Genomic DNA, 23,757 nt, shown 5'->3' on the forward strand with positions numbered 1-23,757 from the left:
ACTTCTTTTGTTAAAGAACTCAAATCCTCTCTCTTGCTTCTCTTTTTAGCCTCAGCGAATTTGGACGGGAATTATAGACAAATTTATCTATCTTGTCAACCCTTTACCCTTAACTACAGCTTAAATTTTTGAATTTTTGTGGTTTTTGGTATTTGAGTGCTCTTTTGAGCACTCTTTTTATAGTTAAAATCAAATATTATAATAATTTGCTTCATGGTGAGGCACAACTATTGCACAAGTTGTTTGTTCAGGATCCATTTGAAAAGTTTCACTTAAAGTAATTCCAAACTCTTCAGGATTTAATAAATCAAAAAAATCTCTATTTTGACTAAGTTCAGGACAAGCTGCATATCCAGGAGAATATCTACAACCAACATATTGTTTCATTTGTACATCATATAAAGTTGGTCCTTCTTTTGGAACAATATCTAAATCAAGTCTAATTTGTTTATGAATAACTTCTGCTAAAGCTTCTGCTAACTCAACTCCTAAACCATGAATTTGATAATATTCACTAAACTTACCTTGATTATAAAGTTCTCTTTCATAAGATGTGATTTTCAATCCTGCACTTGCAAGAGTAAAAGCAACTACATCTAATCTATCATTTGCAAAAAAATCTGCTATACATCTATATGGTTTTCTTTTTTGTCTAGGGAATTCAAGAACTTTTATTGCTTCATCTAACGAAGGAATTATTTTTGCCTCTTGTAAAGAGTGAAATCCATATTTGTTTGCATCAAAAATATATAATTTATTATCATGGGAGATACAAGGGTAATATGCTTGTATAGAGATTGGTTCAAAAATCTCTTTTTCAATTAGCTCTTCTTTTAACTTTTCATATAAAGGTTTTACTACTTCTTCTTCATGCTTAATAAAATCTTCTGTTTTTTGTCCAGCTCTTTTATATCCCCATCTTTGTCTAAATAATACTCTGTGATTTATCCATTTAAAAACTAATTCATTATCAATTTGTTTTGAAGTTTTAGCTAATCTTCCCCAATAAGGAGGAAAAGTAAACTCTGCTTTATTAGGAAGCTTAATCTCTTCATAAGAAGGAATAATAATCTCTTTTTCTTCTTTTTTATTAGTTGTATCTTTTACTTCTATTAAATCTGCTGCAAGAGCTGTATTTTGTTCATCACCCTCTTCTATTCTTTGCATAGAAACAACTCCATCAAAAGCATCTCTACAATAAAAAATTGGCCCATCATAAATTGGTCTACAAAAATCATTTATAAAAGATTTAGTTAAAGCAGCTCCACCTAATAATACAGGAATATCAATTCCTTGTCTTTGCAACTCTTCTAAATTCTCTTTCATAACAGCTGTACTTTTTACTAAAAGTCCACTCATTCCAATTGCTTGTGCTTTATGTTCTTTTACTGCTATGATAAAATCATTAATATCTGCTTTTATTCCAATGTTTATAACTTTAAATCCATTATTTGAAAGAATAATATCAACTAAATTCTTTCCAACATCATGAACATCACCTTTAACAGTTCCTAAAACAAGAACAGTTTCACTTGCTTTATCTTCTTTAGGTAAATATGGATTTAAAGCATCAACAGTTGCTTTCATTGTTTCTGCACTTTGTAAAACAAAAGGTAATTGCATTTGTCCACTTCCAAATAAATCTCCAATTACTTTCATTCCATCTATTAGCCATTCATTTACAATAGTTTCTGGTTTAATCTCATGTCTTAACTCTTCAACTAATGGAAGCATTCTTTCTTTGTCACCATCTAAAAGTAACTTCTTAACTTTATCTATAGGTTCTAATTTTTGAAACTCTTCATCACTTTCATCTTCTTGCTCTTCTAAGTTTGAAAAATGGTCAATAAATTTAAATAAAGGGTCACCATTTTCTTGGTTATTAAAAAGTAAATTATCACAAGCTTTTTTATCTTCTTGTGAAATTTTATTCATGGGTAATATATGTTTAACATTTACAATAGCACTAGTAAGTCCAGCTTCAACACAATGATGTAAAAACATTGAGTTTAAATATACTCTTGCTTTAGCATCAAGTCCAAAAGATATATTTGATAATCCTAAAGTTGTTCCAACTTGTGGATGTAGTTGCTGGAACTCTCTTATTGCTTCAATTGTTTCAATAGCAGCAGTTCTATACTCATCATCTCCCGAACCTACTGTAAATACAAGCATATCAAAGACTAAGTCCTCAGGTCTAAATCCATGTCTATTTACTGCTAAATCATAAATCCTTTGAGCAACTTCTACTTTTCGCTCACAAGTTTTTGCCATTCCTATTTCATCTATTACTAAACAAACAAGAGCGGCTCCAAATTTTTTTGCTAATTTACAAACCTCATCAAATTTTTCTTCTCCATCTTCTAAATTAACAGAGTTTATAATCGGTCTTCCACCTATTTTTTTTAGTGCTACTTCTAAAGCTTTTATTTGAGTAGAGTCAGGCATAAGTGGAAGTGCAATTTTTTGAGTATATAAAGATATTACTTCATTCATATCTTTACTTTCATCACGTCCAGCAAAACCAACACTTACATCTATAACATGAGCTCCTGCTCTTACTTGCTGTTGACCTACACTTAAAGTTCCTTCATAATCTTCAGCTTTTAAAAGTTCCCTAAAGGCTTTACTTCCTGTTGCATTACTTCTTTCTCCAATTAATAAAGCTGTTGATTCTTGTTTTAAAGGAACGCTATTAAATAAAGAAGCTAAAGATGCTTCATGATTTCCTTTTGCTTTTTTTGGTTTAATATCTTTAACAGCATCTGCTAAAGCTTTTATGTGTTGTGGAGTTGTTCCACAACAACCACCTAAAAAAGACACCCCATCTATTTGTAAAAATTTTTCTTGTAATTGAACAAACTCTTTAGGTCCCATTGGATAGTAAGTATAACCACCTTTATTTTGTGGTAATCCTGCATTTGCATGAACTGAAATTGGAAATTTAGATACTTCACTTAATGTTTTAACATGTTTATGTACTTGTTTTGGTCCAGTTCCACAGTTAAAACCTAAAGATAAGATATTAAATGGTTCTAAAATAGTTGCAATTGTAGTAGCATCTGTTCCTATAAGCATAGTTCCGCTAAGTTCAATAGTAACTGATACCATTATTGGTATATGTGAAGCAACATCTTGAAGTGCATGAAGCGCAGTTTTTATTTGTAAAGGGTCTTGACAAGTTTCAAGTAAAAATACATCTACTCCTCCATCAACTAATCCTTTTGCCATTGTTTTATAACCTTCATACATTTCATCATATTCAATATGCACTAAAGAAGGTAACTTTGTACCAGGACCAATTGAACCTAAAACATATCGTGGTTTATCATCACTTTCATATTTAAGACAAACCTCTTTAGCTAAACTAGCTCCTAATTTAGATAGTTCGTATGACATATGACCAATATCATATTCATTCAAGACCCATGGCATTGAACCAAAAGTATTTGTACTTATTAAGTTTGCATCTGCTTTCGCATAAGCATTATAAATATTTTTAATTACATCAGGTGCAGTTAAGTTTAATAACTCATTGCATCCTTCTAGATTTTTTCCCTCAAAAACCCAACTTTCATCTTTTATATCAGCAATTTGTAGCTGTGTTCCCATAGCTCCATCAATTACTAAAACCCTATTTTGAATAACTTCTTCTATTTTTTCTCTCATATTTTTCTCTAGTATAATTATTATTAATAAAAATTATTAATATTATATATTAACCCTTGTTAAGAAGCATTTAAAAGCTTTATCTCTTTTTAAGAACTACTCTTATAACACTTGCTTCTCCTTGGTGCCCTTTACCTTCGTTTAAATATACAAGTTGTTCTTTTACACTTATTTTTTCACATAAATTAAACCTATTTATAAAGTCATCAACTTCATATAATAAATCTAAATCTTTAGGTCCACCACTAAAATAGTTCATCTGTTCTTTTGAAAAAAATTCACCTATAAAGTAACCATTGTTTTCTAAAGATAGCTCTATTTTATCAAATAACTTATCCCTTTGATATATAGGAATATGCAAATATGAAGTAACAATAACATCATACTTTTTTAAAGGTATCCACTCTTCTAAGTCAATACATAGTGTATCAATTTCTAAACTATTTTTTAATGCCTCTTTTTTTAGCTTTTCTAAACCTACATTTGATGCATCAATTGCATCAACACTAAATCCTTTCTTTGCAAAATAGACTGCATTTCTTCCTTCTCCCTCACCTAAACAAAGCATATTTTTTGAACTTGAAAATAGATTTTCGCAAGATTTTAAAAATTCATTTACATTAGTTCCGTACAAATATCCATCTCTTGAAAACTTTTTATTCCATAACTCTTGTTGTGTCATTATAAAAATACCCCTTTATAAATTGGCAAAATAGTATCAAAAAAAGTTTAAAGGCATATTTTAATCCTATTAAATAAAAATATCTTCACTTTTATTTAATATAATCTTAGATACACTATTGTTTAAAATTTTAATCAGGATAATTTGAGATGACAGAAGCTAAATACATCTGGATGGATGGAGAGTATGTAAATTGGCATGATGCAAAAACTCATGTTTTAAGTCATACTTTGCATTATGGTAATGGTGCAATTGAGGGAACGAAAGCATATAAAACTGTTGATGGTAGATGTGCGATTTTTAAACTTAATGAGCATACAAAAAGACTTATAAATTCATCAAAGATGACACTTATGGATGTGCCATTTAGTGTAGAAGAGCTAAATAAAGCGCAAGTTGAGTTACTTCAAAAAAATGAACTTTTTGAAGGTGCTTACATAAGACCACTTGTTTATTTAGGTTACGGAGTAATGGGTCTTTATCATAAACAAGCACCAGTTAAAGTATCAATTGCTGCTTGGGAGTGGGGAGCATATCTAGGAGAAGAAGGGCTTAAAAAAGGTGTAAGAGTAAAAATTTCATCAATGACAAGAACTCCTAATACTTCAGGTATGGGAAAAGCAAAAGCTGTTGCTAACTATCTTAACTCTCAAATGGCTAAATTTGAAGCTGTTGAAGCTGGCTATGATGAAGCACTATTAAGAGATGACCAAGGATATATAGCAGAAGCTAGTGGTGCGTGCTTTTTTATTGTAAGAGATGGAGTTTTAATCTCACCTCCAAATGATAACTCATTAGAGTCAATAACACAAGCAACAATTATAGATCTTGCAGAAGATTTAGGAATAGAAGTTGTAAGAAGAAGAGTAACAAGAGAGGAGATTTACATTGCAGATGAAGCATTTTTTACAGGAACTGCTGCTGAAGTTACACCTATAAAAGATGTGGATGCAAGAGTAATAGGAAGTGGTTCAAGAGGCCCAATCACAGAAAAACTACAAACTGCATATTTTGATGCAGTAAGTGGTAAAAATGAAAAGTATTTAAAATATTTGACATATATAAATTAAAAGGAAAAATATGCCAATAGATAACGACTATTTCAAAAATAGACAACAACAAAATAACAATAATTCAAATGGTGGAGGTAAAGGTAATTATCAACCTCCTTTTGAGCCACCAGAATTTTTCAAAAATTTTGGTAAAAAAGCAGGTTTTTTATATGCAATTATTATTATTGTAATAATGATGTTCGTATTTAAACCATTTGTTATAATAGAATCAGGACAAGTAGGTATTAAAGTTACAACAGGTAAATATACTGAAACACCACTAAGACCAGGTTTTCATTTGTATATTCCAGTATTTCAAAAAGTTATCATAGTTGATACTAAAGTTAGACTTATTAACTATATGTCATCTGAACAAATTAACGGTCAGTTTGATAGAAGTATTAGAATGAATCCTGCAATTAATATTCTTGATGCAAGAGGTTTACCTGTTTCAATTGAATTAACAGTACAATATAGATTAACAGCAGAAGGTGCACCAGTAACAATTGCTACTTGGGGTCTTGGATGGGAAAACAAAATCGTTGACCCAGTTGTAAGAAATATTGTAAGAAATGTTGTTGGTGAATTTAATGCAGAAACATTACCAACAAAAAGAAATGAAATTGCAACTATGATTGAAAATGGAATTAGAACAAAAATTGAAGCTTTAGAAGGAAGACCAGTTTCTGTTGAGTCTGTTCAACTAAGAGAAATAGTTTTACCTCCAAAAATTAAAGACCAAATTGAAAGAGTTCAAATTGCAAATCAAGAAGCTCAAAGAGTTAGATATGAAGTAGAAAGAGCTAAACAAGAAGCTGAGAAAAAAGCTGCACTTGCAAAAGGGGAAGCAGATAAAAACAGAATTGAAGCTCAAGGTAGAGCAGATGCTGTAACTATTGAAGCTAAAGCTCAAGCTAAAGCAAATAAAGAGATTGCAAACTCTTTAACGCCTAAATTACTTCAAATGCAACAAATTCAAGTGCAAGGTAAATTTAACGAAGCACTTAAAACAAATAAAGATGCTAAGATTTTCTTAACACCTGGTGGTTCAACTCCAAATATCTGGGTTGATACAAAAGACAAATCAAGAGATAGCGCAATTAATAAATAATAAATTAGAAGTAGGAAACTACTTCTAATTTTATCTACAACAGCTACATTTAATTAAAGAATTACTTGACACCCCAAATATTTTCTAGTAAAATTCGCCCACTTAAAGAGGAAGAAGGAAATTACAGATGAGTATGATAGAACAAATTGACTGGGAAAAAATGAATAATTTAATTCCAGTAATTACTCAAGAAGCAAATACAAATGAAGTTTTGATGCTTGCATATATGAATAAAGAAGCTCTTAACTTAACAATAAAAACAAAAGTTGCTCATTATTTTAGTAGAAGTAAACAAAGAATTTGGAAAAAAGGTGAGAGTTCTGGTCATCTTCAAAATATAAAAGAGATTTTATTAGATTGTGATAATGATACTATTTTATTAAAAGTTGAACAAATTGGGGTTGCCTGCCATACTGGTAGAAAATCTTGTTTTTTTACAAACTTAGAAACAAATGAAGAGATTTCACAAGTAGAAATTAACACAACTTCTACTTATGGAGTAATAGATACTTTATACCATACAATTATCAAAAGAAAAAATGATGACCCTAAAAAATCATATACTTCAAAACTATTAAATGGTAAACAAAACTCAATGCTTAAAAAGATAGTTGAAGAAGCAGGTGAATTAACATTTGCAGTTAAAGATAACAATGAAGAAGAGATTGTTTATGAAGCAGCTGATTTAATGTATCACTGTTTAGTTGCCATGGCAAGTAAAGATATAAATCCTGATAGAGTAAAACAAGAGTTAGCAAGAAGATTTAAAATGTCAGGAATAGAAGAGAAAAACTCAAGAAAAGAGGATTAAACTCTTCTTTTACTTCTTTTTATATAATATTTTATTACCCTCTTTGTCAAATAAAGGATATTTTTTCTCATTTTTTTTCATCTTTTCAACAATTGCATCTTCTAAGTTTATATCATAAGCCATACATATTCTAATCAAATACACTGCAATATCAGCTATTTCTTCTTTTAAATGCTCTTTTTTTTCACCACTTAAACTTTTTGAACTTTCAAAATCTAACCATTGAAATATCTCTAATAACTCTGAAGCTTCTACACTTAAAGCCATTGCTAAATTTTTAGGATTATGATGTTTATCCCAATCTCTTTGTTTTGAAAACTCATTTATTATTTTTTGAATTTTTTGCATATTCATAAGAAGCCTTTTTATTTTTATAAAAAGTAATATATAGTAGGTTTATTAAAAACGAAGTAAAGAGACTAAACTCTTTACTTACTAGTTAGTGGCAACCACATCCTCCACCACTTTTAGATGAACTTGCTTGACTTGCACCTGCTGTACTACAAGCACTTACACCAGGAGGCGTAGTTGGTTGAATTGAGTCATTTGATGCTTTATCGCTAACTTCATCAACATATGCTATAAGTTTTGAAGCAGCTTGCATATATCTTTTTGCAGATTCAGACTCAGGTTGGAAATAAACAACTGGTTTACCAGTATCTCCACCTTCTCTAATTGCTGGCTCTATTGGTAAATGACCAAGAACTTGAGTATTATACTGTTCTGCTAATTCATTACAAGTTCCCATTCCAAAAATATCAGACTCTTCATTACATTTTGGACAAATAAAACCGCTCATATTTTCAATAATTCCACCAATTGGAATATGCAATTTTTCAAACATATCTAAACTTCTTCTACTATCATCAAGTGCAACATGTTGTGGAGTTGTTACATTAATACCACAAGTTACAGGTACACTTTGAGCAAGAGTTAATTGAGCATCACCAGTTCCAGGAGGCATATCAATAAATAATATATCTAAATCTTCCCATAAAATATCTCTTAATAGTTGCTCAATAGCTTTCATAATCATAGCACCTCTCCAAATAAGTGCCTGTCCTTCTTGCATTAGTGAGCCCATAGACATTACATCAACACCATAAATTCTAAAAGGTTTTGCTTTATTTCCTATTACTTCAACTTCTCTTCCTTGTAATCCCATCATTCTAGGGATATTTGGACCGTAAATATCAGCATCTAAAATACCAACTCTTTTACCTTGCATAGCTGCAGCAACTGCTAAGTTTACCGTAGTTGTTGACTTACCAACACCACCTTTTCCTGAACTTACCATTACAAAATTCTTAATATGTGGAGCAATATTTTTACCACTTGTACTATTACTTTGCTGTTTTGGAGCTTCAGGTTTTTTAATATTTATTGATATGTTTTCAACTAAACCTGACAAAGCTTCTGAAATATCTTCTCTTAGTTTTGCCTCTACATCTTGCGCACTTGAAGTAATTTCAAGGGCAATTATACAGGCAGAACCATCAGTTTGAACATCTTTAACAAAACCAAATTCCATTATTGATTTAGCAAAGCCAGGATATTTAACATTTTCTAAAGCACATTTAATATCTGCTACTGTTGCCATTTTAATTCCTTAATTTTAATATTTCCGTTATTATAATCTAAATAGGATAATTATTGTCTTAATTAGAAATAACAATTTCTTGTATAGTATTTTACTAAAAGTAAAATATCTTTTACCTAAAATTTAGCTAAAAAAAAAGAGTGGAAAACTTCCACTCTTTTAAAATAATAAAACTCTTATTGAGCTTCAAGCATTTTATCTCCATGTTCATCAACAATCTTTTGTGTGATTTTATATGAACAAAATTTTGGTCCACACATAGAGCAAAACTCTGCTTCTTTAAAAACATCTTGAGGAAGAGTTTCATCGTGATACTCTTTAGCTCTATCTGGGTCTAAACAAAGTTCAAATTGCTTATTCCAATCAAAACTATATCTTGCATCACTCATCTCATCATCTATATCTCTAGCGCCTTTTCTTCCTCTTGCAATATCTGCACTATGTGCAGCAATTTTATAAGCAATAATACCATTTCTTACATCTTCTGCATTTGGTAATCCTAAATGCTCTTTTGGAGTAACATAACAAAGCATAGAAGCACCATGCCATCCACCAACAGCAGCACCAATAGCAGAAGAAATATGGTCATATCCAGCAGCAATATCAGTAGTTAATGGTCCTAAAATATAAAATGGAGCTTCATGACAATACTCTTTTTCTAATTTCATATTTCTTTCAATTTGATTTAAAGGAACATGTCCTGGACCTTCAATCATAACTTGAACATCTTTTTCCCAAGCTCTAAGTGTTAATTCTCCTAAAACTTTTAACTCTGATAATTGTGCTTCATCACTTGCATCTGCTAAACAACCTGGTCTTAAAGAGTCACCTAAAGATAAAGATACATCATACTTTCTACAAATCTCTAAAATATCATCAAAAGCTTCATAAAATGGATTTTCTTTATGGTAATGCATCATCCATGCAGCCATTAAAGAACCACCTCTTGAAACAATTCCCATTTTTCTTTTTGCTATATGAGGCATGAATCTAAGTAAAAAACCTGCATGAATAGTAAAATATGACACACCTTGTTTAGCTTGTTTTTCTAAAGTTTCTAACATTTTTTCAATAGTTAAATCTTCAATCTTATCTTTAACATCATGTAAAATTTGATAAATTGGTACTGTTCCAATTGGTACTGTTGAGTGCTTAATTACTGCTTCTCTTATGGCATCTAAATCTCCACCTGTACTTAAATCCATAATAGTATCTGCACCATATTTTAAAGATACATCAACTTTTTCAACTTCTCCTTCAATATCTGAAGCAAGTGCTGAAGAACCAATATTTGCGTTAATTTTACAGCTTGATGCTAATCCTATTGCCATAGGATTTAAGTGCTTATGATTTACATTTGCTGGAATAATTAACCTACCCCTTGCAACTTCGCTTCTTACAAGTTCTGGTTCAATTTTCTCAACTTTTGCAACATATTCCATATCAGGTGTAATAATGCCTTTTTTTGCATAATACATCTGAGTTCTAACATTATCATCTTTATGATTGTCAAGCCAATCTCTCATAATAAAAATCCTAACATAAAATTTGACTGATTATATCAAATTTTTTTTATATAAGCTTAATTATTTAATGTAAATTAACATTATTAAGATTTACGTTTCGATTTTTCATAGGGTTTTTTGTATAATTGAGTTTAGTTTGAATATAGGGAAAATTTATGAGTAAGAAAATTAGTGATAAAATAGACTCTTTACCACCATTACCTAAAAGTGTAATAGAGTTAGAGAAGTTCAGAAAGCTTCCAAACAAAGACCCAGATGAATTATTAAAAATAATAGAAAAAGACCCTTTAATAGTTACTACACTATTAAGAGTTGCAAACTCTTCAATGTTTGCTTTTAGAAGTAGAGTGGATACTGTACATAGAGCCATCTCTTTACTTGGTGTAAATTTTTGTATATCTATTGCTCTTGGTTCTGTTGTACAAGATTTAATTAGATCTAATCTTGAAGCATATGCAATTTCAACAGATGAGTTTATGGAAAACTCTAATTTAGCATCATCTTTTGTACATAACTGGATGCATTCAATTGAACCTAATTTAAAAGATGACTTGATACTTGCAGCATTTTTACAAGAAGTAGGTAAGTTTATTATTTCTGATGTTGTAATAGAGAATAACCAAATAAATGAGTTTCAAGAAATGCTAAAAGAAGATGTTTCAAAAGCTGAAAAGGAGTTTACAGGTTTTACTTGTGCTAAAATTACTGCAAATATCTTTAAGCATTGGAAACTTGACCCAAATTTAATTTTTTCTATTGGCTTTGTGCAAAACTTAAATTCATGTCCAAAAGAGTTCATAAAAAAATGTCAAATTTTAGAAATAACAAAATATGTGTGTGAAATGACAGCTCCATTAAGTGAAAGAAATATTCAAAAAGCTATAAATAAAGCTATTGAATATGATTTTGATATTGAACCATTAGTAAACACTATTGATAACCTGAAAGCAAAAACTAGTAACAAAGCTTAAATTTAGCATAAGTTACATTAGACTATAATTTGTAACTTTTTTACACAAGGGGAAAGTTTGTCTAATGTAACATTGATTATACTTTGTGCAGGAAATTCATCAAGATTTACACTAAAAGCTAAAAAACAGTGGCTTAGAGTAGATAATGATCCGATTTGGTTGCATGTTTCAAAAAAACTCATTTCTTATCATAACTTTGATAAGGTTATTGTTACTTCACATAAAAATGAAATTAACTATATGACAAACTTTAGTGATGATATTACTTTTGTAGAAGGTGGAGATACAAGACAAAATTCAATAAAAAATGCATTAAATGAAGTAAAAACAGATTATGTAATGATTACAGATGTTGCAAGAGTTGATGTCCCTATTGAAGTTATTCATAAGCTCATAGAACTCAAAAATGAAGCAGACTGTATTGTTCCTGTATTAAATGTTGCAGACACAGTTGTCTATGAAAATGAAACTATCAATAGAGATAAAGTAAAACTTATCCAAACTCCTCAACTTTCAAAAACTAAAATCCTAAAACATGCTTTAAATACTAATCTTGACTTTACTGATGATAGTTCAGCAATAAAAGCAGTAAATGGTACTATAAAATATATACAAGGTAGTCAAAGAAGTAAAAAATTAACTTTTAGTGATGATATAAATATACTTAAAAACCTTAATTCGCCAAGTAAAGACTCTTTTACAGGTATTGGATATGATATTCACCCTTTTGAAAATGATAAACAGATGTTTTTAGGTGGAATACATATTGATGTGCCTTATGGATTTAAGGCTCATAGTGATGGAGATGTGTTGATACACTCTGTTATTGATGCACTATTAGGTGCAGCTTGTGCTGGAGATATAGGAGAGTTTTTCCCAGATACAAGTGAAGAATACAAAGATGTAGATTCAAAAACTTTATTAAAACATATTGTAAACTTTATTTACAATGTTGGATATGAAATAATAAATATTGATTTAACAATAATTGCGCAACAACCTAAAATTAATCCTTATAAAACTTTAATAAAATCTAAATTAGCAGAGCTTTTAAATATAGAAAAACGTTTTATAAATATAAAAGCAACCACTGCAGAAAAGTTAGGTTTTATTGGAAGAAAAGAAGGAGTTGCTGTGCAAAGTGTAGCAACACTAAAATACTATGATTGGAAGAAAAAATGAATATATTAATAATTGAGAGTGAAATTTATTTAGCACAAAAAGTTGTTTCTAGACTACTAGATGATGGACATAGCTGTGATTATGTAGAGTCACCAAATGTAGATAGTTTAACAAAAGAGTATGATATTGTACTATTGTCAACATCATTACCCGCAATGCAATGTAACAATATTATTAAAAAATATAAAGACTCTATTATTATTCTTTTAGTATCTTACATATCAGATGAAACAGTTACTAATCCAATTAAAGATGGGGCAAAAGATTATATTATGAAACCATTTATTATGGATGAATTAGTAAGAAAAATTTACCACTATAAAGAGTGTAGGTCGCTAAAGCAAGAACTTAATACTATGAGAAGATATCTTGATTTTATGTTTAAAGATATTGAATTAGAAGAGACGACATTACCTCCTTCTTTCCCTGTTTTAGTAGAGACAAATTCTCAAAAATGCGCGGATAAATTAGTTTTTGAACTTTCAAGAAAACTAGATATGGGCATAAAATTTATCTCTCTTAGCAATGATAATTGGCAAAAGGAGCTTAATAGTTCATTTAAGGGTATAGTATATTTAACTGATTATCATACATTAAAGAAAAATGCAAAAGATAATTTACTTAAGTTAATTGAAGATAAAAAATGTGTATTAACTTCTTTAGAGAAAGAAGAGGAGTTTCCTTTCAAAAAAGTAGAATTTAATAAACCAGATTTAGTTGTTTTAAATAATAATATAATGACAATTAATGATTATGTAAAGCTTATGGTACTATCATTTCAATCTAAATATCCAGATACGGAACTTAGTAAAAAACTTGGTATTTCAAGAAAATCTCTTTGGGAAAAGAGAAAAAAACTTGGTATTGAGAAAAAGAAATAAGGAATTAACTTGAGAAAATTCTTCTTAACTGTTTGTTTTAGTGGCTTAAGCCCTAAAGCACCTGGAACTGTTGGAAGTATTGTTGCACTTTTTTTAGGTGTTTTATTATTACAATATATTCATGAATCAACTCTATTTTTACTTGCTTTTTTAATCTCTGTAATTGCTGTTAAGCAAATTAACAAATATGAAGAAGATGTAAAAGAGCATGATAGTAAAGAAATCGTAATTGATGAACTTGCTGGTATGTGGATTGCTCTTTCTATTTGTGGTATTACTCCAGAAAATATCTATTACTTAGCACCTATTGCTTTTATATACTTTAGAATTTTTGATATTTGGAAACCTTCTATTATAGGAAGAATTGATGAAAATGTAAAAGGTGGTTGGGGTGTTATGGGTGATGACATCGTAGCTGGATTTGCAGCTGGTATTGCAGCTAGTGGGACTTACTTTTTAATTGAGAAGTTTATCTTACCTACAATATAAAACAAACGATTAATGTCGTTTGTTTAAATAATCTACTCTAATTTAAAACTTTAACACAAAGATTGCAAAATAAGATAACTTATTTTACAATCTTAGCGAATTCTGAAAAGATATACTTCGACTCATGAGGACCTGGACTAGCCTCTGGGTGATGTTGAACAGAAAAAATCTCTTTATTTTTATATCTTACACCCTCAATAGTATTATCAAATAGATTCATATGTGTTACTTCTGCTATTTGTGTAATGCTATCTGGTACATTATAGTTATGATTTTGTGCAGTTATTTCAACAATTTTAGTCTCTGGATTAGCAACTGGATGATTTCCACCATGTTGTCCAAATTTTAATTTATATGTATCAAATCCATGTGCTATTGATAACATTTGGTGCCCTAAACAAATAGCAAATATTGGAATATCTGATTTTATAAGTTTTTGAACTTGTTCTTTCTCTTTTGTTAAAGTAAGAGGATCACCAGGACCATTTGATAAAAAAACTCCTCCAATCTCTTTTGCTTCAAATCTAGCTATTAAATCATCAGCTTTAAAACTTGCAGGTACAACTTCAACTTCAAGTCCTGATTCAACTAGCTCATTTAAGATATTTCTTTTTACTCCAAAATCAATAACAACAACTTTTTTATCACTCATTACTGCTTTGTTATAACTCATTTTAGAGTGATTCCATGCACCATATTTATGAATATATGGTTCTTGTGTTGTTACTTCTTCTATATAGTTAATATCTTCAATTCTAGGACTTTGTTCTAATAGTTTTTTTAATTCATCTTTATCATGAATCTCAGTTGAAGCTATCATCATCATAGCTCCTTCATCCCTTACTATCTTAGTTAAATATCTTGTATCAATATCACAAATACCCAAAACATTATGCTCTTTTAATAAAGAGTCTAAATCACCTTTAGCTCTAAAGTTTGAATATTCATGATGATAGTTTCTAACTAATACTCCTTTACAATGGCAAGATCTGCTTTCCATATCATCTTCATTTACACCAACATTACCAATTTCAGGCATTGTAAATGTAACAAATTGACCAGCATATGAAGGGTCAGAGATTATTTCTTGATACCCAGTCATAGATGTATTAAATACTATTTCTCCAACACTTGTACCTGTTGCACCAAAAGAATTTGCTTCTAAAAAAACTCCATTTTCTAAATATATCCAAACTTTTTGCATGTTACATTAACCCTCTTTTTATTAATTCTTCTTCATACAATCTATTGTAAACAATATCGTACTCTTCAGTACCTGGAATTAACTTTCTTTTGTAGTGTTTTATTTTTTCAAAAACTACACCATCTGCTTTTTCAAAACCTTTTAAAAACTCATCAATTGAAGTAAAAATTACATTTTTAACTTGATTGTCTGAACAAGTATAATGGATATAATCTTCTTCCCATAAAAAATCTAGTATCTTATGTGCAATATCTGAAAATCTATCTTCATTATTTAAAATTACACCAAACTCATTTGCCATTCTTTTTTTAGTCATCCAAAAAAGTTGTCTATAATCTGCATTTAAAAACTCTATTTCTGCTTCTTGTTCTTCTAAAATATCTGCAACTTTTTCATCTAAATCGTGTTCATTATCAATATCTTCTACCAAGATTCTTTCAATCTCTTGAATAATCTCTTCTTTTGTTTTTCTAATTTCAACAAAATCACAATTTACTAAGTCTCTTGCAACTCTCCTTGCAATGTATTTTGTATGATGTAACTTTATTCTCATAGCCTACCCTCTTATAATAGTATCGTCTCTCTCTGGTGAAGTTGAAATAATTCCAACTTTTACTCCTGTAAGTTCTTCAATTCTTTCAATATATTTTTTTGCATTTTCTGGAAGTTTGTCAAATTCTCTAACTCCAACAACACTATCCCATCCATCCATTTCTTCATAAATAGGTTTAACATTTTCTAAATCACTTGGCATATAATCAATTCTCTCTTTATTATAATCATATGCAACACAAATTTTTATTTTAGGAAACCCATCTAAAACATCAAGTTTCATTAAAGATAATTGGTCACAACCATTTAATCTACTTGCATGTTTTACAGCGATTGCATCAAACCAACCACATCTTCTTCCTCTTCCTGTTGTAACACCAACTTCTTTACCAATATCAGCAATTTTTTGACCTTGCTCAGTAAAATCTTCAGAAGGAAAAGGTCCATTACCAACTCTTGTAGTATAAGCCTTAACAATACCAGTAACTACTCCAATATCTTTTGGACTTAGACCAAGTCCAGTACAAGCTCCTGCACTTACTGTACTTGAAGAAGTAACATAAGGATAAGTTCCATGGTCAATATCAAGTAGTGTTCCTTGTGCACCCTCAAGTAATACTTTTTTACCTTCATCTAGTGCTTTCCAAACCATATTTGTAGTATTTGCAATATATGGTTCAAGTTTTTGCTTGTAAGAATCTAATAGTTTAGTTAATTCATCTTTTGATGGAGTTTCAATATCTAATACGTCAAAAATCGCTCTATTTTGCTCAAAAAATTCAATAATACTTTTTGCTAATTTTGTTGAATTTAATAATTCGCCAACTCTAAAACCTGACCTTGCAATCTTTTCTGCATATGCTGGGCCTATTCCTTTTCCAGTTGTACCTATTGCCTTATCACCTTTTAGTTTCTCTTTAGCTTGGTCTATTTGAGCATGATATGGTAGATTTAAATGGGCTTTATCTGAGATAAATAACCTACCTTCTAAATTTTCAAACTGTTCCATCTCTTTAATAATTGACTCAGGAGAAACAACAACTCCATTTCCAATTATATTTATTGCTTTTGGATTTAAAACACCAGAAGGAATTAAGTGCAATGCATATCTTACACCCTCTACCCAAATTGTATGACCGGCATTGTGTCCACCTTGACTTCTACAAACCATATCATAATTTTGGGCAAGCATATCTACCATCTTACCTTTTCCTTCATCACCCCATTGAATTCCAACTATTAAGTCCGCTTTCATTATCTTTAATCCTCTAAAATTTTTAATAAACTATCAGTATAAAGTGCAAATCCAAGTGAAGTAAGTCCTTCACTACTATACATTCCACCTCTACTTAAAATTGAGTTACCATCAATAACTCTATAATAAATCCCATCATAATATTTTAATGAACCATAATATAAAGGAGAGATTACAATATTATCATAATCTACTTCTAAGGCCTTATTATGTAGGTTTTCTAGTTCATCTTTAATACTATTTGGTACAACTTTAATCGCTTCTTTTAAATCACTTATATCTTTTACTTCTAAAAGTTTTGTTAACCACTCATTTTTTAATTCAAAAAGTTGAGCAATTTCTCCATTTTTAAATAGTTCAATATCTAAATTTAACTCTTCACTAATAATTCTTGGTATTTTGATATTAGCTATTTGTAAAACAGGTTTAATATTAAGCTCTTTTAAGATTTTCACATTTAAATTTATAATATCAGCAATATTATTATGACTAATCCATTCGCATCCTATTTGATACTCTTCATTTGCAGGATAAGTAAAAATAGGTTGAATATAAAACCACTTTTTATGACTTGTAGTTCTTCCTAATCTTTTTGTAATAATTCTTACTACATCAAGTGTAGAGTCTGCTCTTAAAGAAACCTGTTCATTATCTTTATCAGAAAATTTTATTAGTTTTCTTCCATGCTGTATTGATTGGTGTTGAGAGTAAGAAAAGTTTGGTGTAATAATCTCTTCAAAATCATTACTATCCAAAATAGTACTTACTTTATACTCTAACTCTCTTTTTTGCCTTGCTTTTTTTCCAAAGTATAATCTACTTCCATTTGGTATTTCGTGTTCGAAAATCATAAATTAAGCCTTAAACATTTTTGATGAAAACACTTTATTAGCTGTTCCATCAAAAGTTCTTACTCCAAGTTCATCTAATGCTAACTCTATTGCATTTACAACCCATGTAGCTTCAAAATCTTCTACTAATCCCATATGATTAATTCTAAAGATTTTTCCCTTTAAGTGGTCTTGTCCACCTGCAATATTTATATTATATTTAGTCTTTAAAATCTTTCTAATTTCATTTGAATGTTCACTAAAAATAGCTGTCATTGCATTTGCAGGAACATTTGGGTAGATTTCAAGACCTATTGCTGTTAAAGCCTCTTTTGTTGCATCTGCTCTTTTACTTGTATCTTCAAAAAGTTTATCAAAACCTATATTTTGTTTGATATAAGTTAAAATCTCTTTAAGACCAATAATTAAAGTAGTTGCTGCTGTCCATGCAGTTGTATTAGTTTTTTGTTTTTTTATTTCAGTTGCTAAATTAAAATAAAAACCTCTTGATTTTTTTTCAATTTTTTCAACAGCATCATTACTAAATCCAATTACAGCAAGCCCAGGAGGAAGCATAAGTGCTTTTTGACTACCTGTAATAACTGCATCTAAATTTGTTGTATCAATTTTTTCTACTCCAACTGCTGTAATTCCATCTGCAACAATTGTAATATTTTTATTAATCTTTTTAACTTCTTTTGCTAACTGTTCAACTGGATGTCTTAAACCTCCAGCACTTTCACAAAGTTGAATAAAAATCGCATCAATATCTTTATCATTTTTAACTGCTTCAACTACTGCTTCAACACTTACAGGAGTATTCCACTCATTTTTTATTTCAGTATATTCAATATCAAAGGCTTTACAGATTTTTCCAAATCTTTCGCCAAATTTTCCTGAGTTGATAGTTAAAGCTTTTTTATGAGTTAAATTAGTAACACAAGCTTCCATTGCACCTGAACCACTTGATGCAAGCATTACTACCTCATCCATTTCATAAAGTTCAAATAGTAGTTCTCTTGTTTGTGCAAATATTGCTTCAAATTCTGGCGTTCTATGATGTATAGTTACGTCTGCCATCGCTTTTCTTACAAATTCTGGTACAGGAGTTGGACCTGGTGTTAATAGCATATCTAATATCCTTAAAACATATCTTTTTTAGTAAAACTCAATATTTTATCTAAATCTAAATTATGAAGAGGTTAAGGCTTTTTTTACACATTTTTTATAAAAAATTAAATTTTTATAGATAAGCTATTGACTTTCCCATTTTTTTTCTTTATAATCTCTATAATTTATGACTTTTTATATAAAAGTCAATAATTTATTAAAGGAAGAAGACATGGCAAAAGAATTAAAAGAGAAAAAAGTTGCAAAAATAGCTAAAAAAGCTGCAAAAAAAGTAGTAAACAAGAAAAAAGATGTAAAAAAAGTTGCAAAAAAAGTTGCAAAAAAAGTAAATAAATTAAAATTAACTAAACCAAAAAAAGCTAAAAAAGCTGCAAAAAAATTAGCTAAAAAAGCTGCATAATTTTAAGGCTAGTTTTATACTAGCCTTTTTTATAACTACTTATATACACTTCTAAATTTATTACTTCCAAATAGAAAAAAAGATAAAATCAAAGATTAAGAAATTTCAAGGATTATCATGAGCTTAGATATTTGGCTTACGCTATTTATTGCTTCAATTTTTTTATCTATTTCTCCAGGTGCTGGTGCAGTTGTATCTATGAATTATGGATTAAAATATGGATTAAAAAAATCATATGGTGCAATTTTAGGTTTACAAACTGGACTGTTTTTACAAACTTTTATTGTTGTAATTGGTCTTGGAACAATTATTTCAAAATCTGTAATGCTTTTCAATATAATAAAATGGCTTGGAGTTTTATATTTATTATATTTAGCTTTTAGTAAAATCTTTGAAAAAGTAGAATTAATTGAAGAAGAGAAAACAATTAATAAATATAGTTTTAAAAAAGCCTATATTAGCGCTACACTAATAAATCTTACAAATATAAAATCAACTGTTTTTTTAGTTGCTTTTATTCCTCAGTTTATAAATACACAAAGTTCTATGTTAGTTCAATTTATGATTATATGCTTAACTTTATGTATTGTTGATACAGTTGTAATGACAGGATATTCAACTCTTGCTTCAAAACTTAAATTTTTAGTAAAAGATGTAAAAGCTATGAAAATTCAAAATAGAATTACAGGTTTTTTTCTTGCCTTAGCAGCTTTTTTTGTCTCAACAGCAAAGAGAGCATAAAATTTCAAAATTTTATAAACTACTATTTTTTGGTACTTTTCAGAAGATTTATTACTAGTTAGTAGCTTTTTATACTTAGCTTTACTTGACATATACTACTAATTAGTAGTATAATTTCGCCAAGGAGTTTTTGTATGGGAAAAAAAACTACAAAAAGTTATGGAAAACGAACTGATAAATCTATGAAAGCAGTAGTAAGATTAGAAAGACTAAGATTAAAAATTCATAATAAAACAGTAAGTTATTTAAATAGTTTTAACCTTACATTTAACCAGTTTAAAGTTTTAGAAGTTTTATATCATATGGGTGATTTAAATATAAGTTCTATTACTAAATTAACAATGAGTACTCCAGGAAATATCACAGTTGTGATAAAAAATCTCAAAAGAGATGGTTGGATTGCAACAATTCCTAACCAAGATGACAAAAGAGCTTCTATATTAACTCTTACTAATAAAGGTAAAGAAATTATAGAAGAAGTATTTCCTCTTCATGCAAAAAATCTTCATAATTGGATGGATGCTTTAAATGATGAAGAGCTTGATACTTTATATGAGCTTTTAAATAAGCTGTATAAAGCAAACTAAAAAAATTTAAATATATAGTACTAATTAGTACAATTAAAAGGATAAAGTAAATGACGAAAATAGTAAAACTTGGATTAGCTTCAATTTTAAGTGCAGGCGCATTATATGCAGGAACGTATAACGTAGATAAAAGTCACTCAACAGTAGGATTTAAAGTAAAACATATGATGATTTCTAATGTAAGTGGTAAATTTGATGATTTTACAGGCTCATTTGAATATGATGAAAAAACAAAAAAACTTAAATCTCTAAATGGTGTAATAAAAGTTTCATCTATTAATACAGCCAACAAAAAAAGAGATGCACACTTAAAAGAGTCTGATTTTTTTGCTGCTAAGAAGTATCCACAAATCAAGTTTAATCTTGACAAAATCGAAGATGATAAAGCATATGGAAAGCTAACAATGAGAGGTGTTACTAAAGATGTTGTTTTAGATGTTGAAGTAAATGGAACAATAAAAGATCCTTGGGGAAATACAAGAACTGGATTAGTATTAGAAGGTAAAGTAAATAGAATTGATTATGGGATAAAATATAATTCAATTTTAGAAGCAGGTGGAGTTGCTGTTTCAGAAAAAGTAAAATTAATAGTAGAACTTGAAGGAATATTAGCTAAGTAATTAGCTATATTCCAAATTTTAAAATTTATAAATGAACTCTTTACTTATATAAAGCACTTTAAAACTACTTTCATTAAATAAGACTTTTTTATGCCCCTTTTACACAATATTTTGTCACTTTGTTATGTTACAATAAAAATCTGTCTTTAAAATATGGTGCTTTTCTTACTCAAAAGCTAAATACTACAACTTAAAAAGGAAGTTAGTATGAAGAAGCTTTCACTCAGTTTTTTTAAGAATGGTCCAATCAAACTTACAAATGACTCACAATTTGTACTTGAAAAGAGTATTATTTATGAAGGAAAAAGTTTTGATTTGAATAAATGTACATTTATTTGTCGATGCGGAAGAAGCAAGAATCAACCTTTTTGCGAAGGCTCCCACTCAAATGCAAGATTTGATACAAGATGTAAAACTTCAAAAGAGAAGTTTTCTCAAACACTAAAAAACAACTCATTAACCTCAAAAACTAATGAACTTAATGAACCTCCACAACTTATAATAAAAGAAAACTCACCCATACTTGCAAAGGGTAATATTACATTAAAAATAAAAGATATTCCAGAAATTATAAATAGAAGAAAATTTAACCTATGCAGGTGTGGCAGTTCAAAGTATATGCCATTTTGTGACTGTTCACATAGTGATGTAGAAGGAAGATACTATACCTTTTAGTATAGTATCATAAGAAGTAGATTACTTATACTCTACTTCTTTTTCTCCATTTGCTAGCTCTCCAATTACATAACCATCAGTATTTGCTAAAACTGCATCAACATTTGAAGGATTTACTACTAAAACCATACCAACACCCATATTAAATGTTCTATACATCTCTTCTGATTCTACATACTTAGACATAAAATCAAATATAGGTAGAGTTTTAATTTTATCTTTGTAAACAACTGCTTTTAAATTATCAGGTAAAACTCTTGGAAGATTTTCTGTAATTCCTCCACCTGTTATATGAGCTAAGGCATTAATATTATTTTTATTTGCTTTAAACTCTTTAACATAAATTCTTGTTGGCTCTAATAATACATCTTTTAAAGGTTTACCATTAAAATCATCATCTAATGACATCTGTAATTTTTCTAAAAGAAGTTTTCTAACTAAAGAGAATCCATTTGAATGAACTCCAGAACTTGGAAGTGCAATTAAAACATCTCCTTCATTAACTTTTTCGATTCTATTTAATTCTTCTTTTTCTGCAATTCCTACACAAAATCCTGCTAAATCAAAATCACCCTCTTTATACATACCTGGCATCTCTGCAGTTTCACCACCAACTAAAGCACACTCACTTTGAATACATCCTTGTGCAATTCCTTTTACAACATCTGTTGCTTCATCAACTTCAAGCTTTGCTGTTGCATAATAATCTAGGAAAAATAGTGGCTCACCAAAGTTACATAATAAATCATTTGTACACATAGCAACTAAATCAATACCTACTGTATCAAACTTTTTAGAATCAATTGCTAGTTTTAATTTTGTTCCAACTCCGTCTGTTCCTGAAAGTAATACTGGGTTTTTATAACCAGTTGGTAACTCAAATGCACCTGCAAAAGAACCAATACCACCTAATACACCTGGTATTAAAGTTGATTTTACATGTGGTTTTATATTCTCAACAAACTGATTTCCTGCGTCTATATCAACACCAGCATCTTTATAACTTACTGTAGACATTATTTCCCTTTTTATGTTTTAAAGTTTAAAGCAATATATACTTGTATCTAATAAAGTGTTACTACTAACACAAATGTCTTTAAAAACTTCTGTAATTTTTTAGCACACACAAATATATCTATGTAATTTAAAATTTTTGTGGTATTATATCGAAAATTTAATAAAACAAAAGGACGGATTTTATGTCGTGTTCAATGAATGATACTCAAGCTTTTAATGAAATGATGGTACACGTACCAATGTGTACACATAAAGAGCCTGAAAATATTTTAGTAATCGGAGAAGCTAGTCCTGAGATAAAAAAAGAGCTAGAAAAACATAAGGGAAATATAGAGTTTGGAGATAAAGCTTTATTAAACTCTAAAGATGAAAAAAATATTGATGTAATAATTTTAACAGATATTGAAATTGATGAGTTGCTTTTAGCAAATATTGATAGAGTATTAAAAGATGATGGATTAATCACTTTTAAAACTCAAAGTTTTCACAATGATGAAAATAGACTAAAAAATGATTTAAAATTAGTTGGAACAAAATTTTGGATTGCAATGCCATTTAGATTTGGTCATAGTACAGCAATTTTAGCATCTAAAAAATATCATCCAACTGCAGATATTGTTCTTCAAAGATCAGATATAATTGATGATTTAGAATACTATTCAACAGAGATGCACTTGGCATCATTTGTTTTTCCAGCAGCAATACATAAAGCTTTAACTACAATAGCTAGAAGATAATCTTCTATAAACTACAATTAAAACTAAAATAAAT

At 29.3% G+C, this 23,757-nt stretch carries 24 protein-coding genes; 13 read left to right on the forward strand and 11 right to left on the reverse strand.

Annotated features, from left to right (window positions below; translation table 11 throughout):
- Window positions 1–189: 189 nt before the first annotated feature.
- Window positions 190–3,669: a methionine synthase gene (metH, locus tag CP960_RS06275; RefSeq protein WP_101184564.1), complete on the reverse strand. Its 3,480-nt coding sequence runs from the start codon at window positions 3,667–3,669 to the stop codon at window positions 190–192.
- A 79-nt stretch (window positions 3,670–3,748) separates the two neighbouring features.
- The gene (locus CP960_RS06280) at window positions 3,749–4,351 is read right to left on the reverse strand and encodes a class I SAM-dependent methyltransferase (protein WP_101184565.1); all 603 of its coding nucleotides are present in this window, start codon (window positions 4,349–4,351) and stop codon (window positions 3,749–3,751) included.
- A 149-nt stretch (window positions 4,352–4,500) separates the two neighbouring features.
- Between CP960_RS06280 and CP960_RS06285 the strand changes: the two genes are divergently transcribed.
- The 3 genes from CP960_RS06285 to hisIE all read left to right on the forward strand — a co-directional run bounded on the left by CP960_RS06285 (window position 4,501) and on the right by hisIE (window position 7,325).
- Window positions 4,501–5,421, forward strand: coding sequence for a branched-chain amino acid transaminase (locus tag CP960_RS06285; RefSeq protein WP_101184566.1), 921 nt, complete (start codon window positions 4,501–4,503; stop codon window positions 5,419–5,421).
- A gap of 10 nt (window positions 5,422–5,431) precedes the next feature.
- Window positions 5,432–6,514 (forward strand): SPFH domain-containing protein, encoded by a 1,083-nt coding sequence (locus tag CP960_RS06290; RefSeq protein ID WP_101184567.1) that lies wholly within the window; start codon window positions 5,432–5,434, stop codon window positions 6,512–6,514.
- 127 nt (window positions 6,515–6,641) lie between these two features.
- Window positions 6,642–7,325, forward strand: a complete 684-nt coding sequence (hisIE, locus tag CP960_RS06295) for a bifunctional phosphoribosyl-AMP cyclohydrolase/phosphoribosyl-ATP diphosphatase HisIE (RefSeq protein ID WP_101184568.1) — start codon at window positions 6,642–6,644, stop codon at window positions 7,323–7,325.
- Window positions 7,326–7,334: 9 nt separating this feature from the next.
- On the opposite strand, the gene CP960_RS06300 is transcribed toward hisIE, so the two are convergent.
- From CP960_RS06300 to thiC, 3 genes are all read right to left on the reverse strand, one after another.
- Entirely contained in the window at window positions 7,335–7,679 is a 345-nt protein-coding gene (locus CP960_RS06300; RefSeq protein ID WP_101184569.1) for a nucleotide pyrophosphohydrolase, read from the reverse strand.
- 85 nt (window positions 7,680–7,764) lie between these two features.
- Complete coding sequence (locus CP960_RS06305; RefSeq protein WP_101184570.1) at window positions 7,765–8,925, reverse strand: Mrp/NBP35 family ATP-binding protein; 1,161 nt, start codon at window positions 8,923–8,925, stop codon at window positions 7,765–7,767.
- 176 nt (window positions 8,926–9,101) lie between these two features.
- A complete protein-coding gene (thiC, locus tag CP960_RS06310; protein WP_101184571.1) occupies window positions 9,102–10,451 on the reverse strand; it encodes a phosphomethylpyrimidine synthase ThiC in 1,350 nt (449 codons plus the stop codon).
- 155 nt (window positions 10,452–10,606) lie between these two features.
- On the opposite strand from thiC, the gene CP960_RS06315 reads away from it, so the two are divergent.
- The 4 genes from CP960_RS06315 to CP960_RS06330 are packed head-to-tail and all read left to right on the forward strand — an operon-like array spanning window position 10,607 to window position 13,974.
- The gene (locus CP960_RS06315) at window positions 10,607–11,422 is read left to right on the forward strand and encodes an HDOD domain-containing protein (RefSeq protein ID WP_101184572.1); all 816 of its coding nucleotides are present in this window, start codon (window positions 10,607–10,609) and stop codon (window positions 11,420–11,422) included.
- A gap of 57 nt (window positions 11,423–11,479) precedes the next feature.
- The gene (locus tag CP960_RS06320; RefSeq protein ID WP_101184573.1) at window positions 11,480–12,604 is read left to right on the forward strand and encodes a bifunctional 2-C-methyl-D-erythritol 4-phosphate cytidylyltransferase/2-C-methyl-D-erythritol 2,4-cyclodiphosphate synthase; all 1,125 of its coding nucleotides are present in this window, start codon (window positions 11,480–11,482) and stop codon (window positions 12,602–12,604) included.
- Window positions 12,601–13,485, forward strand: a complete 885-nt coding sequence (locus CP960_RS06325; RefSeq protein WP_101184574.1) for a DNA-binding transcriptional response regulator — start codon at window positions 12,601–12,603, stop codon at window positions 13,483–13,485. The genes CP960_RS06320 and CP960_RS06325 overlap by 4 nt, the downstream gene beginning before the upstream one ends.
- Before the next feature lie 3 nt (window positions 13,486–13,488).
- A complete protein-coding gene (locus CP960_RS06330; protein WP_101184575.1) occupies window positions 13,489–13,974 on the forward strand; it encodes a phosphatidylglycerophosphatase A family protein in 486 nt (161 codons plus the stop codon).
- 79 nt (window positions 13,975–14,053) lie between these two features.
- On the opposite strand, the gene carA is transcribed toward CP960_RS06330, so the two are convergent.
- The 5 genes from carA to CP960_RS06355 are packed head-to-tail and all read right to left on the reverse strand — an operon-like array spanning window position 14,054 to window position 18,946.
- The gene (carA, locus tag CP960_RS06335; protein ID WP_101184576.1) at window positions 14,054–15,178 is read right to left on the reverse strand and encodes a glutamine-hydrolyzing carbamoyl-phosphate synthase small subunit; all 1,125 of its coding nucleotides are present in this window, start codon (window positions 15,176–15,178) and stop codon (window positions 14,054–14,056) included.
- A 1-nt stretch (window position 15,179) separates the two neighbouring features.
- Window positions 15,180–15,731 carry a DUF507 family protein gene (locus CP960_RS06340; RefSeq protein ID WP_101184577.1) on the reverse strand — a complete coding sequence of 184 codons (552 nt, stop codon included), beginning with the start codon at window positions 15,729–15,731 and terminating at the stop codon, window positions 15,180–15,182.
- A gap of 3 nt (window positions 15,732–15,734) precedes the next feature.
- On the reverse strand, window positions 15,735–16,985 hold the full coding sequence (locus CP960_RS06345) for an adenylosuccinate synthase (RefSeq protein ID WP_101184578.1): 1,251 nt from the start codon (window positions 16,983–16,985) through the stop codon (window positions 15,735–15,737).
- A 5-nt stretch (window positions 16,986–16,990) separates the two neighbouring features.
- Entirely contained in the window at window positions 16,991–17,836 is an 846-nt protein-coding gene (locus tag CP960_RS06350; protein ID WP_101184579.1) for an ATP phosphoribosyltransferase regulatory subunit, read from the reverse strand.
- Window positions 17,837–17,839: 3 nt separating this feature from the next.
- On the reverse strand, window positions 17,840–18,946 hold the full coding sequence (locus CP960_RS06355; RefSeq protein WP_101184580.1) for a pyridoxal-phosphate-dependent aminotransferase family protein: 1,107 nt from the start codon (window positions 18,944–18,946) through the stop codon (window positions 17,840–17,842).
- A gap of 211 nt (window positions 18,947–19,157) precedes the next feature.
- Here CP960_RS06355 and CP960_RS06360 point away from each other — a divergent pair, with 211 nt between their 5' ends.
- From CP960_RS06360 to CP960_RS06380, 5 genes are all read left to right on the forward strand, one after another.
- Window positions 19,158–19,346, forward strand: a complete 189-nt coding sequence (locus CP960_RS06360; protein ID WP_101184581.1) for a hypothetical protein — start codon at window positions 19,158–19,160, stop codon at window positions 19,344–19,346.
- Window positions 19,347–19,463: 117 nt separating this feature from the next.
- The gene (locus tag CP960_RS06365) at window positions 19,464–20,087 is read left to right on the forward strand and encodes a LysE family transporter (protein WP_101184582.1); all 624 of its coding nucleotides are present in this window, start codon (window positions 19,464–19,466) and stop codon (window positions 20,085–20,087) included.
- Window positions 20,088–20,221: 134 nt separating this feature from the next.
- Complete coding sequence (locus tag CP960_RS06370) at window positions 20,222–20,674, forward strand: MarR family winged helix-turn-helix transcriptional regulator (RefSeq protein WP_101184583.1); 453 nt, start codon at window positions 20,222–20,224, stop codon at window positions 20,672–20,674.
- Window positions 20,675–20,724: 50 nt separating this feature from the next.
- Window positions 20,725–21,294: a YceI family protein gene (locus CP960_RS06375; protein ID WP_101184584.1), complete on the forward strand. Its 570-nt coding sequence runs from the start codon at window positions 20,725–20,727 to the stop codon at window positions 21,292–21,294.
- A gap of 207 nt (window positions 21,295–21,501) precedes the next feature.
- Window positions 21,502–21,969 (forward strand): CDGSH iron-sulfur domain-containing protein, encoded by a 468-nt coding sequence (locus CP960_RS06380; protein ID WP_101184585.1) that lies wholly within the window; start codon window positions 21,502–21,504, stop codon window positions 21,967–21,969.
- 21 nt (window positions 21,970–21,990) lie between these two features.
- Here CP960_RS06380 and purM read toward each other — a convergent pair whose 3' ends face one another.
- The gene (purM, locus tag CP960_RS06385; RefSeq protein ID WP_101184586.1) at window positions 21,991–22,986 is read right to left on the reverse strand and encodes a phosphoribosylformylglycinamidine cyclo-ligase; all 996 of its coding nucleotides are present in this window, start codon (window positions 22,984–22,986) and stop codon (window positions 21,991–21,993) included.
- A 182-nt stretch (window positions 22,987–23,168) separates the two neighbouring features.
- Here purM and CP960_RS06390 point away from each other — a divergent pair, with 182 nt between their 5' ends.
- Entirely contained in the window at window positions 23,169–23,723 is a 555-nt protein-coding gene (locus tag CP960_RS06390; RefSeq protein ID WP_228152029.1) for a spermine/spermidine synthase domain-containing protein, read from the forward strand.
- Window positions 23,724–23,757 lie beyond the last annotated feature (34 nt).

It is taken from the genome of Malaciobacter halophilus (assembly GCF_002837275.1).
GTDB lineage: Bacteria > Campylobacterota > Campylobacteria > Campylobacterales > Arcobacteraceae > Malaciobacter > Malaciobacter halophilus.